This is a genomic window from Sphingobacteriaceae bacterium (assembly GCA_016715905.1).
Taxonomy (GTDB): Bacteria; Bacteroidota; Bacteroidia; order B-17B0; family Aurantibacillaceae; genus Aurantibacillus.
The window spans coordinates 416,080-429,515 of sequence record JADJXI010000020.1; the positions used below are offsets into that span (position 1 = coordinate 416,080).

General features: G+C 34.5%; 13 protein-coding genes and 1 tRNA gene. 5 read left to right on the forward strand and 9 right to left on the reverse strand.

The features are described from left to right. Window positions 1–65 precede the first annotated feature (65 nt). A tRNA-Pro gene (locus IPM51_17150) sits at window positions 66–139 on the reverse strand. A gap of 162 nt (window positions 140–301) precedes the next feature. Between IPM51_17150 and guaA the strand changes: the two genes are divergently transcribed. The 3 genes from guaA to hemF are packed head-to-tail and all read left to right on the forward strand — an operon-like array spanning window position 302 to window position 4,486. Then, window positions 302–1,831: a glutamine-hydrolyzing GMP synthase gene (gene guaA / locus IPM51_17155; GenBank protein MBK9286026.1), complete on the forward strand. Its 1,530-nt coding sequence runs from the start codon at window positions 302–304 to the stop codon at window positions 1,829–1,831. A 13-nt stretch (window positions 1,832–1,844) separates the two neighbouring features. After that, window positions 1,845–3,542, forward strand: a complete 1,698-nt coding sequence (locus IPM51_17160) for a LysM peptidoglycan-binding domain-containing protein (protein ID MBK9286027.1) — start codon at window positions 1,845–1,847, stop codon at window positions 3,540–3,542. Continuing rightward, complete coding sequence (gene hemF / locus IPM51_17165; GenBank protein MBK9286028.1) at window positions 3,533–4,486, forward strand: oxygen-dependent coproporphyrinogen oxidase; 954 nt, start codon at window positions 3,533–3,535, stop codon at window positions 4,484–4,486. The genes IPM51_17160 and hemF overlap by 10 nt, the downstream gene beginning before the upstream one ends. A 35-nt stretch (window positions 4,487–4,521) precedes the next feature. Here hemF and IPM51_17170 read toward each other — a convergent pair whose 3' ends face one another. Genes IPM51_17170 through IPM51_17195 form a run of 6 tightly spaced genes read right to left on the reverse strand, consistent with a single transcriptional unit; the run spans window position 4,522 to window position 8,813 of the window. Then, a complete protein-coding gene (locus IPM51_17170; protein ID MBK9286029.1) occupies window positions 4,522–4,869 on the reverse strand; it encodes a carboxypeptidase regulatory-like domain-containing protein in 348 nt (115 codons plus the stop codon). Window positions 4,870–4,872: 3 nt separating this feature from the next. Beyond that, window positions 4,873–5,193, reverse strand: coding sequence for a hypothetical protein (locus tag IPM51_17175; GenBank protein ID MBK9286030.1), 321 nt, complete (start codon window positions 5,191–5,193; stop codon window positions 4,873–4,875). A gap of 3 nt (window positions 5,194–5,196) precedes the next feature. Continuing rightward, complete coding sequence (locus IPM51_17180) at window positions 5,197–5,712, reverse strand: hypothetical protein (GenBank protein ID MBK9286031.1); 516 nt, start codon at window positions 5,710–5,712, stop codon at window positions 5,197–5,199. A gap of 3 nt (window positions 5,713–5,715) precedes the next feature. Then, the gene (locus IPM51_17185) at window positions 5,716–7,584 is read right to left on the reverse strand and encodes a family 16 glycosylhydrolase (protein MBK9286032.1); all 1,869 of its coding nucleotides are present in this window, start codon (window positions 7,582–7,584) and stop codon (window positions 5,716–5,718) included. Then, on the reverse strand, window positions 7,581–8,003 hold the full coding sequence (locus tag IPM51_17190; GenBank protein MBK9286033.1) for a hypothetical protein: 423 nt from the start codon (window positions 8,001–8,003) through the stop codon (window positions 7,581–7,583). The genes IPM51_17185 and IPM51_17190 overlap by 4 nt, the downstream gene beginning before the upstream one ends. 12 nt (window positions 8,004–8,015) lie before the next feature. Then, window positions 8,016–8,813 carry a hypothetical protein gene (locus IPM51_17195; protein MBK9286034.1) on the reverse strand — a complete coding sequence of 266 codons (798 nt, stop codon included), beginning with the start codon at window positions 8,811–8,813 and terminating at the stop codon, window positions 8,016–8,018. A 284-nt stretch (window positions 8,814–9,097) separates the two neighbouring features. On the opposite strand from IPM51_17195, the gene IPM51_17200 reads away from it, so the two are divergent. After that, window positions 9,098–9,871 carry a DUF2807 domain-containing protein gene (locus IPM51_17200; GenBank protein MBK9286035.1) on the forward strand — a complete coding sequence of 258 codons (774 nt, stop codon included), beginning with the start codon at window positions 9,098–9,100 and terminating at the stop codon, window positions 9,869–9,871. A gap of 15 nt (window positions 9,872–9,886) precedes the next feature. Here the strand turns inward: IPM51_17200 and IPM51_17205 are convergent, their stop codons facing one another. Both IPM51_17205 and IPM51_17210 read right to left on the reverse strand, forming a co-directional pair. Beyond that, window positions 9,887–10,156 (reverse strand): hypothetical protein, encoded by a 270-nt coding sequence (locus IPM51_17205; protein ID MBK9286036.1) that lies wholly within the window; start codon window positions 10,154–10,156, stop codon window positions 9,887–9,889. Continuing rightward, window positions 10,156–11,667: a DEAD/DEAH box helicase family protein gene (locus IPM51_17210; protein ID MBK9286037.1), complete on the reverse strand. Its 1,512-nt coding sequence runs from the start codon at window positions 11,665–11,667 to the stop codon at window positions 10,156–10,158. Before IPM51_17210 ends, IPM51_17205 begins: the two co-directional genes overlap by 1 nt. A gap of 123 nt (window positions 11,668–11,790) precedes the next feature. On the opposite strand from IPM51_17210, the gene lnt reads away from it, so the two are divergent. Continuing rightward, window positions 11,791–13,386, forward strand: coding sequence for an apolipoprotein N-acyltransferase (lnt, locus tag IPM51_17215; GenBank protein ID MBK9286038.1), 1,596 nt, complete (start codon window positions 11,791–11,793; stop codon window positions 13,384–13,386). Window positions 13,387–13,436 lie beyond the last annotated feature (50 nt).

Consider the following 13,436-nt stretch of genomic DNA (forward strand, 5'->3'; position numbering starts at 1 on the left):
AGCAAGCTCTTCTCTTCTCTTAAACAAAAAAGCCCTTCACTATCGTGAAAGGCTTTTGTTATTTGTCGGGGTGGCCAGATTCGAACTGACGACCTCCACATCCCAAATGTGGCGCGATACCGGGCTACGCTACACCCCGCTTGCATTTTGTTTTTTATTGGTATTAACAGGACATGCAAATCCTGTACTTCTCAAAATTGAGATTGCAAATATACATTTTTTTGATGTTTTCACAATATTTTAATAATTCTACCCCGAATAAAACTAGCATTTTCTATTTATATCGTAACTTTATCCAATTATGCAGGAACAAATCCTCATCCTCGATTTCGGCTCTCAATACACGCAACTCATTGCCCGCCGTCTTCGCGAAATTAATGTGTATTGTGAAATCCATCCGTATAATAAAATACCAAGCATATCTCCTGATATTAAAGGGGTTATTTTGTCCGGTAGCCCACATAGCGTTCGGGAAGAGAAACCTTTAATGCCCGATTTAACTGCTATAAAGGGAAAATTACCTCTTTTGGGCGTTTGTTACGGGGCTCAGTTTTTAGCGCATTTTTATGGGGGTGAAGTGGGAAAATCCAATTCCAGAGAATATGGCAGAGCTCATTTGCAGGTAAAAGATAAAACCTGCCCTCTATTTGAAGGTATGTCTGAAGAATCTCAGGTTTGGATGAGCCATGCTGATACTATTCTTAAAATTCCGGATAACTACAGCATCACCGCAAGTACACACGATGTAAAAGTGGCTGCTTATCGTATAAAAGATGAAAATACCTACGCAATTCAGTTTCATCCCGAAGTTTATCATACTACCGAAGGTTTAGCTCTTCTCAGAAATTTTGCATTCGGAATTTGTGGATGTAAAGGAGACTGGACACCTGCTTCTTTTGTTGAAACAACCGTTGCAGATTTGAAAAAACAAATCGGGAATGATAAAGTTATTTTAGGATTAAGCGGTGGCGTGGATAGCAGTGTTGCTGCCATGTTGTTGCATAAAGCAATAGGCAAAAATTTGCATTGCATTTTTGTAGATAATGGCTTACTCCGAAAAAATGAATTTGAAAGTGTATTGGATTCATACAAACACATGGGTTTAAATGTGAAAGGTGTTGATGCTAAAAATAAATTCTATACCGCTTTAAATGGTCTTTCCGACCCTGAACAAAAACGCAAAGCTATAGGTAAAACTTTTATTGATGTATTTGATGAGGAATCAAAAGTGGATAAAGATGCTAAATGGTTGGGCCAGGGAACAATTTATCCGGATGTGATAGAAAGTTTGAGCGTAAAAGGACCTTCTGCAACTATTAAATCTCATCATAACGTAGGCGGATTACCCGATTACATGAAACTAAAAATAGTTGAGCCTTTACGTAGCTTGTTTAAAGATGAAGTGAGAAGAGTAGGACATGAAATGGGACTCGATAAAAATTTATTACAACGTCATCCTTTTCCAGGTCCGGGTTTAGCCATTCGCATTCTTGGCGATATAACCGAACAAAAAGTTAAATTATTACAAGAAGTAGATGCCATCTTTATTGATTCATTAAAGGCACAAAATTTGTATAATCAGGTTTGGCAGGCCGGTGCTATTTTACTACCTGTTCAAAGCGTTGGTGTTATGGGCGATGAACGTACTTATGAAAATGTGGTTGCTTTACGTGCGGTGAGCAGTACGGATGGTATGACGGCTGATTGGTGCCATTTGCCTTACGAATTTTTGGCCAAAGTGAGTAATGATATCATTAATAAAGTGAAAGGTGTAAATCGTGTGGTGTACGATATTAGTTCTAAACCTCCTGCAACCATTGAGTGGGAATAATATTTTTCTTAATTTGAATTTAAACCTTAAATATTTTTTGCTCGTAGTTGGATTTTTAATTCAGTTGAATATTCAGGCGCAAACCAAATCTACGGTTATTAAAAATATTGATGGAGTAGAGTATTATATTCATAGTATCGAAAAAGGTCAGAGTTTATACTCTCTCTCTAAATTATATAATGTTCCGTTAGATGAAATTTATTCCTTGAATCCGGAAGCAAAGGTGAGCACAAAACCCGGGCAAGAACTGAAAATTCCGGTACGTATTCCGAAAATTGCGGTCATTACTCCTACGGCAAGTACGCAAAATATTAATTCTGTTAATGAAATAGACTCCACCAAATACAAAGTATATAAAGTCGCTTCCAAAGAAACAATCTATGCCATCACCAAAAAATTTAAAATTTCAGAAATAGAATTAAAAAGATGGAATCCGGGCTTAAATGCACAAACTTTAAAAGAAGGACAAGTTATTATTGTGGGAGAAAAGAAACCATCCTCCATTCGCTCTGTAGAAATGGCCACGGTAGCTTCTGTTAATTTAAATGAGAAAATGCCGGTTGCCGATACCAATAAAATTGTAATTCGAAAAGAAAAAAAGAATGCCTATCAATTGGCTTTACTATTGCCCTTCCGTTTTGATGAATTAGAAAATGTGGATGTGCAGGCCTTGGTTAAAAATAAATCCAATTTCCCTTCTATTCCTTCCCTGGCGCTTGATTTTTATTTAGGATTTAAACGGGCAGTTGATTCTTTGAGCAAACCCGATTTTTCATTGAGCGTTAATTTATACGATATTGATGATAAAGATTCCGCCAAGCTGGCGCAAACGGTAGTGGATCCTAAATTTGAAAAAACCGATTTTATATTCGGGCCGCTGCATATTTATGGATTTAAGCCTATGGCTAAAATGGCTAAAGATTTCCAAACTCCAATTGTTTCCCCTTTAACATCTCAAAATAAAATATTGTTCGATAATATTTTTGTTTCCAAAACAAATCCATCGCAATTTACTTTAATGGAAGAATTGGCCGATTACTGCATAGATTCCTTAATTAAAACGAGCGAAAAAATTATACTTGCGGTATCTTCTATGAATGATAAACGCGAACAAACTTTTGTAAAGGCTTTTAAAAAATATTATAACGATAAACAATTACTAAAAGGAAAAACTTTAAAGGATACCATTCAGGTGGTGCGCGGGTTAGTCGGAGTTAAAGGGGCATATAAAAGCGATGTGAAAAATATAGTAATTGTTTTGAGTAGTAATGAAGTTTTTATTTCTGATTTTACTACACAATTAGCCATTTTTGCACAGAAAAAAGACATTACGCTGTGCGGATGGGAATCGGTTTCATCACTCGAAAATATTGATCAGGAATACCTCAATCAATTGCATTATACCTTTCCTTGTCAATACAATTTAACCAATACCGGCGCTTATAAAAATATGGTGGATGAATATAAAGCCGATCAAAATGCGTTTCCAAGTGAATATTTTTTCATTGGTTTTGACATGGCTATCTATTATTTAAATTTATTAAAACTACATGGCCCGGGTTACGTGATTTACCTCGATCAATTTCCGAGCGAAAGCAGTTATATGCGATTTAAATTTGTGCATCCCGATAACAATACCGGATTTGATAACCGCGGTGGTTATATTTTTACCTATACCGATTATTCCCTGCGCCTAACAGGATGGAAATAGAAAGGACGCATATTGCAGACTGGTTAAAAAATTTGCAGGACCAAATTTGTACGGCCTTAGAACAAGCCGACGGCAAGGCAAAATTCATAGAAGATAATTGGAAGAGAGAAGATGGTAGCCAGCCGGATAGGCAGGGAGGAGGAGGAAGAACCCGAATTATTCAAAACGGAAAAGTCATTGAAAAAGGAGGGGTGTTGTTTAGCGAAGTATTTGGTAAGGCCCCTGAATTTTTATTTAAAGAGAAAGAACATTCCACGGCAGAGGCACAAAGCAACGAGCATCAGTTTTATGCTACCGGAGTAAGTATAGTCATTCATCCTGAAAGTCCCCGAGTGCCCATCATTCACATGAATGTGCGATATTTTGAATTGAGGAATAAAGAAAATTTAATTGTACAAAAATGGTTAGGTGGTGGAATTGATTTAACCCCGCACTATGTGGTGGAAGAAGATGCTAAATATTTTCATGGGGAATTAAAAAAAGTGTGTGATAAGCATCAGGCAGAATATTACCAAGCACATAAAAAATGGGCAGATGATTATTTCTTTATCACCCATAGAAAGGAAACCCGGGGAGTAGGCGGAATATTTTTTGATCGTTTAAATGAAGGAGGCGGCATGAGTTTTGAAAAAAATCTGAGCTATTGGAAAGACGTAGGCAGTTTGTTTGCGCCGGTGTACTGCGAATTAATAGCCCGGAATAAAAGTAAAAGCTATAATGAACAAAATAAACAATGGCAGTTATTGCGCAGAGGAAGATATGTGGAGTTTAATTTGGTTTATGATAAGGGAACAAAGTTTGGTTTGGAATCTAACGGACGTGTAGAATCTATTTTAATGAGTTTACCCAAAACAGCAGGCTGGGAATACAATTTTTCACCCGAAAAAACCTCCGAAGAAGAAAAAACACTTTCTTATTTGAAAAAGGGTGTAGAGTGGGTGTAGTTAAATCTTAAAAATTTTCTAATTCATTGTTCATTTTATTTTACTAAGTGAAAATTAATTTGATTTTCAGATTTATCTTTTATGTATTGTGCACTCACAAACTTATAAGCTGGATAACCTGCCGACTTAAATGAACAGCCCAAGTAATATTTTTTAAACTTTTTCCTTTTAAACGAAAAAAAGTAATTACCGTTTTCATCAGTACGGGTCGTATTTAAATATTTAAAGTCGCCAGAACCAATTAAAATGTACAATTGTATAGTAGCATTGGCAATTGTTGCACCATTTTTATCGTAAACTGTACCAGTACAATTTGTAGTTTTTTGACAAGAAGAAAAAAGCAACATGAGTAAAAAGATGAAAGTATAACATATGCTTTTCATTTTTTACTTTATTAAAATAATGTCTTTTATATTTACTGCGCCTTTAACCAAAGTATACTCACAGAATTTAGAGTCGAAATCACAAGTAACACAGTAAGAATTATTTTTTTTGGCGTCGAACGAAAATTCATAATAACCACTTGAACCTGTAGTAGCGTAACTAAAGCTTTCTGCATAATCACGATCTTTTGTAATTAACAAATCAACAGAGATATTCGTGACTGGTTGTCCGGATGCAGAATACACATATCCCTTACAAATTGTTTTTTTTGTACAATTGGTTAAAATAGAAATTAAAAAAATCAAATAAAGTAGTCTTTTCATTTTTTAAGGTTGTGCATAAAAGGTGCCATTTGAAATTGCAAGTGTACTAGAAGGATTTGAACTTAAGGTCATTATAGCCGAAAATGTACCGGCATAAATATTGTTGGGTCTATCATACTTAGTAACATTTATAGTGCCGGATTTAGAGATATACGTCACTAAATTAATGCCTGGAGAACCATAATTTAAAACAAAGCGGTTAATTGTACTAACAGTTGAACTATCATGCGAAAAATTACCAAGACCATTCACTTTTAAGGTGAAACCAAAAGAGATACTGTCAGTTTGAGAATAGGCATTAAGCATTAATAATGAATCTATGCCTTGCGTTATTAAAGGAGCACAATTCATATCGCTTGTATTAAAATTACTATTTCCAAGCATGCATGAAAAATTTTGACTAATAATTTGTTGTGTTTGGTTGCTTTGATTTACGCTACTCTTTTTATCTTTTTTACTACATTGAATTAAGACTGATAATAGACTCATTAAAAAAAAGTATTTATTTATCTTATACATGATTTAATTCTTAATTATTTTTTTTGAAATTTTGGAGTCGTCTTTAAATATAAATTTAAGGAAATATACACCATTAGCAAAAGATTCTATATTTACCTCTTTACTAATTAATAATTCAAATTCTCTTCCACTTAAATCAACAAGATTTAGTTGTTTAATTTCGTCGAATAAATTTTCCGGTAAAGAAATTGTTATTTTGTCTTTCGTTGGAATTGGTGAAATATTAAAGTATTCTTCAGTTTTTAAATAATATTTTTCTTTATATTGTTCCATTGTTTTATTAAATTCTGATTCAACAATAGAATCTATTTTAAATTCAGTTTGTTTTAAAAGCGAATCTTTGGAAGGAGTCTGCCTTTGATAAAAGTCATTCCACAGTTTATTTTCATTTTGGTCTGGCCTAGCCTGATTTCCACAATCAGTTATTCTCATTTCGACATAAGTATCCCCCTCAAAAAAAGCGTCCCCTAAAATTGCAATTTCATCAGTGGCTAATAGAATAACAGGGATGTCTCGCCAATCAGGACCTGCGCCAGGGACAATAATACTTCCTGGTTTATATTGCCTAAAATTATTATTTATATTCGAACAACCTACACTCAAATTTCTACCAGTTAATATTCCTGTGTTATATGAAATATTATCTAAATCATTTAATGTGCAAACTGATTTATCAACTCCGCAACAAAAAGGTTGATAAACCCGAACATAATCTACTAACATATCTAAATTTGCTTGTTGATAATTTAAGAAATCATGATTCTTATAAGTAGAATTAGCATTGTTGTTGATTACTAAACTCATTGCATTCCCCTTTTTTGGAAAGTATGAATCTTGCCTTATTTGACTTGCCAAATAAGGTTGCGGTGGTTGGGGGGGTGGCCAAGAAACAATATTTGGAAGCCACCATGGTCTTGGCCCATAATTTATATATGGAATGGTAGGTAAAAGGTTATCAGGCAATCCTTGAATTTCCTGACAATTATAAGTGAATCGAGGATCAAAATTACTAGCAGAAAAATTCCATACACAACTTTGAACGAAGTTGAAGCCAAGAAAGTACTTAGCGGCATAGCCCACTGGAATTCCGTCTACTGAAATTTTAACTTCATAGTCGTTCCAATCTAATTTATATAAATGCCAATCATTAATAGCAAAAGGATATTTATCACCGGTTTTACATCCTTTTGTATTGTTCGGACCCGTATGAATAGTCATTTGATGATAATCATAAGATTCGCAAATACTATTAGGGCTTACATCGTCATCAAAAAATTCGAAAATATCAATTTCAGCATAATTATCTAATTTATTACCTAATAACCAAAAAGCAGGCCACATTTTATTTACAGTTGGAACTTTTATTCTTGCTTCAAAAACTCCCGTTCTAAATCGCGAAAGACTACTAATCATTCCGGAAGTGAATGGATAGTTAAAAGAGCCATTATTATTTATTCTTGGCACATTTTCAATAATAAATGAAAATGTGGCTATACCATTATTTAGTTTTATATTATGATTAGTTATTGAGTCAGTTTTTATGTTGTGATAATATCCGTCTTTAAACCATGTAGATTTCTTATTCACATCATTCATACCTCCAAAATCATCATCATGTGTATATCCAAGCGTAAATCCCCATTTATTAGGCAAATCAAAATTATGATCAAAATTCTCCACCAAAACAGGATATAAATAATTGCAACCTGCTTCTAACCCACAGTTTTCCGTATATAAATCTTTCACCTTGACTTGATTTTCACATTCTGTTTTTGGTTTAGACAATACACGAGGGAAAACAAAAGGTCCTTGTGCATTTGTATTATTAATAAAATAAATAATACAAATTATTATCAAGTAAGTTAATCTCATTTTCCTTTTAGAATTTTAATTTCATTCTCCAAATCAATCACATGTAAGTAAAGCAGTTCTATTTTTTCCAACAACTTTGCATCCATTTCATTCACATTATAACCATTTTGAATTACTTCTTCTTCACTGGGCATGCCAGGCAAATGTTTTTGTTTATCGATAAATTGTTTAACATCTTGTAATTTTTCTTTTCTATTTTCAGTAAAGACAAAATCAGACCATGTATCGGGTTTAAGTATATATAAACTTCTTCCTACAATCTTACCATCAACACTTAACATTGCATCAGTGTGTGGTTGTTTTGGTTTAGAAACTCCTATTCTAGTTCTGCCATCACCATCAACCTGAAAGCTTGAGATAGAGTCCGTTTTGTTATAAACTGAATAAGCAATTCTGTTTTTCTTTACTTTAGACCTCACACCATCACCATCCTAACCGTCAACATTGAACCGAGATGATTGAGCTTCATTGATAGCGCCAACAGTCATTCTTCCATCATCTCCTATGAAAAAAAGATAATTAAAGCTGTTTGGGCTACCACTTGGTTTCCAAAAATTTAAACCAGGAATGGAGGAATTTCCAGCGTTCAGGTATTCAATACCCCAATCACCATTAGGGCTTCCGCCATCAAAAACTACTTGAGGGCCACCAAAAGAATTATTATTGCTCAAACGCAAAACACCTTCATTAAAATGATATTCTTTACCATTGGTGCTACCAGGATTTGAAATGCCAAATCCAATTTTTCCATCTGGCTTAATAAATAAGCGGCTTTGATTGTTAGCTTTCAAAATAAAGTCATAATTATCACAGGTTCCTATATTATTAGGAATTGGAGAATTAATTAATGCTGAAATATTATTTCCACCATATGTCCAAGATGGAGCGTTGTCGTAGCAAAGCCAATTAGCTGGAAGCGAAGGTCCCTTAAATAAATTACCATTATTATCGCTTAATATTTGTGAAATACCCCCACCTGATAAAGTGGCCATTTGTACCGCATTACCAAAAACAGCAGGGCCGTTTGCAAATAATGAACCTGCTATATTAACGTCTTGCTGTGCTGTAACATCATCAACAACCGTTAGTGTTGAATTTACAGTCATGGATTGAGTTTCCATTGAACCCATTGCTGTAATAGTATTATTTACTTGTATATTATTACAGGTAAATGTGGGAGGTACTTGTGCGATTATTGTGTAATTAATCAGCGATAATATAATAGCCAAAACTGATTTATGACTTAATCTAAGAGCTTTTAAGCTGAGGGGGGGGGGTAAATTGTATTTTCATGATTTTTGTTTCTTATAACGAAGTTATAGTATTTTTTTGAAGAAACAAATGAAACTTATAGTATTAACAAATAAGTATGTAAGATTTTACAGGTTTTCGTAAAAAAGTATTTAGGGTTAGTATAGTTTCAAAGCAAACCCAAGCCAGTAAGAATGCCTTAAGCACGTATTAAAAGTGAATGAATAGTATTTAAATATTAAAAATTTCTTACATTTAGTAAATGAAGAGAATTCATACTTTTTTAAATGCATTTTTTATTGGGCTTCTTATTTTAGGATTTAACTCCTGCAAAAAAGGACACTATGGCGATTGCTTTAAATCCAACGGTCCCATTGTGAGTGAAACACGGGTGCCGGGAACATTTACTCGAATTATAACGGAGAATAAAATTGATGTAGAAGTTTTGCAGGGAAATGAATACAAAGTAGAAGTGATTGCCGGTAAAAACATTATTAAACATATCCTAACTGAAATACAAGGCGATACTATTTTGAAAATTGAGAATACCAATCGCTGTAATTTTGTGCGCGGTTATAAAAAAAATATTCAAGTTAAAGTAACCATGCCTTATCTTTCCTGGATTGGTAATTATGGTGTAGGAACCATACGAATTAATGCTGCGTTTAAACAAGATTCCCTGCTGTTTGTGCGCAATGAAAATTCAGGCGATACTTATATTTCCGGTCAATATAAAACCTTAGCCACCAGCTCGCATGGAAATGGGAATATTTTATTAAGCGGTTCGGCTAAAGAACTTTTTGTGTATATGAAAGGAACCAACTTTACCTACGCTGAAGACTTAATAGTGAGTGATTATGTTTTAATAGATTCTTATAGTATTGGCGATGCATACATCAATTTAGCAAACACTAAAACTTTTAATTATAATCTTTGGAAATCGGGAAGCATATACTATTCCGGTAATCCACAGGCCTTGGTAAATTTAAGTGCCGGCGAATCTTTAGGCAAGGGGAAATTGGTAAAGTTGGATTGAACGAGTGGCGATTAATTAACCCTTTTTAAATTTAAATACCACAAAAAGCATAAACAATACCGGAAGCGAACTCAACACCATGCCTAAATAGCCTTTAGGATAACTCTCTTCTTCGTAAAATCTTCGCTGATTTAAAAAAATATTAATGCCTGAAAGTATAAATCCCAAAATGGATAAACCTATGCCCATGTACAAATTCTGGATTCTGAAAATACAAATAGCGGCAAAAATTCCAACTAGTATAGAGGCATATCCCAAAGCGTAATACAGCACTCTGATATTCATTATTCAACAAAAAAATTCATTAGTCTTCTCCGTAATTTACTGGAGTAAGTTTGATACTGCCAATCGCTGTGATTGTTGGTGGCATTAATGCATTTACCGAATTGTTTAATGCGGTATTTCATTTCTTCATTCAGTAAATTAAAGAGTTCAAAGGCTTCGTCAAAGTCGGCAGCGTTATCTTTTATTCGGGCAAAATGATCTTCCAAACTTTGTTCTAAAACAATTTGAGGTTTTAATCCTTTGCGCAAGGCCATCATGTATTTATCCCGCACAATAAACGATTCGGCACTGGAATTTAAAAAACGTTCTTTAATTTCCGCCGGCATTTCGTAATCGTTCTCCAATTCATAATCCCACTCATCTTTATAACGATGTTCTAAATACAAATGCGGAGCAACAAAAACATGTTTCCAATCTATCGGATATTGCCATAAATTAAAACGGCGGGAATTGTTTCCTAAATCAATTATTTTAAATTGTTTTTTAGTTGGGAGTACGCGACTACCTCTACCAATCATCTGATGATAAAGGGTAAGTGATTTGGTGGCGCGGTTAAGCATGATAGTTTCCACTTCCGGTTCATCAAATCCGGTGGTTAATATACTTACCGAAGTTAAAATTCCGTTTTTGGTATTTCTGAACCATTCTAAGGTTTCGGCTCTATCCTTATCCGAAAAAGTACTGTCTAAATGCCGAACCGGTAATCCTTTTTTCTTAAACGTTTCGTAAACGGCAATGCTGGTTAAAATTCCCGCATTAAAAATTAAGGTTTTTGTGCCCTGCGCCACTTCCTCATAAGCCTCCAGTAATTTTCCCTGCATAATGGCTTGGGTATACAACATCTCATGCGAGCCTACGGTAAATTCCCCATTATTACCCACGCGCAGTGTACTTAAATTTACATCATAACTGTACGTATTGCCCTCACATAAATAACCCTGCGATATTAAAGCCGAAATACTTTCTCCAACAATCAAATCACTGTAAGTTTGATAGAGTGGTAATTTTTTATTGCTGCTTAAAGGCGTTGCAGTAACCCCTAAAATAGTTACCTCGTTAAAGTAATGAAATATTTTACGGAAGGAATTATTGTGAGCTTCATCCACAATAACCAGACCTATATCTTCTAAAAACTGATCATTTTCCTGCAAACGGTTATTGAGTGTTTCTACCAATGCGGTGAAACTTTGATATTCGGTTTGGTGGGGCAATTGTTTTACTTCGCTATTGATAACTTTGTTTTTAATGCCCAATTCAGCCAATACATCCGAAGTTTGTTTACTCAACTCAATACGATGCGTAAGAATGAGCACTTTTCTTCCTGTTTTTTCAATAAAACGCCGGGCTATTTCAGAAAAAATGATGGTTTTACCCCCGCCTGTTGGTAATTGAAAAAGTAAATTGGCATTGGGGGGCAGTTCAAGCAATCTCGAAAAAATGGTATTCACCGCATTTTCCTGAAATGGATAGAGTTTACGCGGTTCTGTACTGGTTTGTTCTTCAATAGCCATAAAAAAAAGCAAAGGCGAATATACGGTTTTATTGAAGTAAATCCAGCAAAAAAATCATAAATATCTATTTAAGATTTTAACAGCATATTTCCATTTGTTTATAAAAGTTTATCTTCGTTGCGCATGTCATTTACCCGTAATAAATTTTTCTTAAGTTTTTTATCGGCGTTGCTACTTACACTTTCCTGGCAAAAAAATCTGAGTTTATTTTCCTTTATTGCTTTTATTCCTTTATTGTTGATAGAGCATGAACTTTCGGGCAGCACGGCTTCACGTAAAAAATTAAAAATATTCGGCTTTGCTTATTTCACATTTTTATTGTGGAATATTGGGGTAACCTGGTGGGTATATTACGCCAGTGCCGAGGGCTCTTTAATGGCTTTTTTCCCCAATGCCTTACTCATGTCGATTGCCTTTTTAATTTTCTCCAATGTAAAATCCCGCATCAAAAACACAAAAGCTATTTGGCTCTTTGTTCCTTTTTGGTTGGCTTTTGAATACGGACACTCCGTTTGGGACTTAGCCTGGATTTGGCTTAACCTGGGTAATGTTTTTTGTTACAACACTTCCTGGGTGCAGTGGTATGAATTTACCGGCGTTTCAGGTGGAAGTTTATGGATTTTGTGTACTAACGTGTATTTATTTCAATTGCTCATTCATAATCAAATCAAGCAAAAAAAGTCCCAACTCATTTTTGCAGGAATTTTAATTTTACCTGTACTATTTTCGTTTGTCATTTTAAATATTCGCAGACCTTTACAAGAAAATAAAAAAACTGCGGTCATTGTGCAGCCCAATATCGATCCCTATAACGAAAAGTTTGATTTGGACTATCAGGCTCAGTTTTTAAAAATGTTACGCTTAATTGAAGGAAAAATAAATCAACAAAGCGATTATTTGGTGTTGCCTGAAACATTTATTACGGGTATTGATTGGTACGGTGTAAATGAAAATAATTTAAATAATGCTGAAGAAATATTATGGTTTAAGGATAGTTTGTTAAGCAAATATCCGAATTTGAATATTATTGTGGGTGCCAGTAGTTATTATGTTTATGAAAACGAGAAAGAAGCGAGTGTTACGGCACGGCGCGATAAAGCAGGCACTTATTTTGATTGTTTCAACACCGCATTTTTAATTAATGCTAAAGGAGTACAGTTGTATCACAAATCAAAACTGGTTCCGGGTGTAGAGCGTATGCCTTTTCCGGCCCTGTTTAAACCCCTCGAAGAATTTGCCATTGATTTAGGCGGAACTACCGGAAGTTTAGGTACACAAAAGCAAAGGAGTAATTTATACGATTTATCCAATATCGGTATTGCTCCGGTAGTTTGTTATGAAAGTGTGTTTTCTGATTATGTTTCGGATTATATCCGCAATACCGCTGATTTTATTTTTATCATTACCAATGATGGTTGGTGGAGTGATTCACCCGGACATATTCAGCATTTAAATTACGCCCGCTTAAGAGCCATTGAAACCAGAAGGCAAATTGCCAGAAGTGCGAATACCGGTATCAGTTGTGTGATTGATGAATTTGGGAATATCCATCAGGCCACAAAATACTGGGAAGAAGCCGTGATAAGCTCCGAAATTTACCCCAATAAAAAGCTAACTTTTTTTAGTTCCATGGGCGATTTAATTTCTTATGCGTCTATTGTCTTAACTTTCATGGCTTTGCTATTTTCTTTTTATTTAAAGTTCATAAAAAGGACCTGATTTTTTCCTTTTTCTCCATTAAAAAAATAGTAAATTAGGGGAGATTTAAA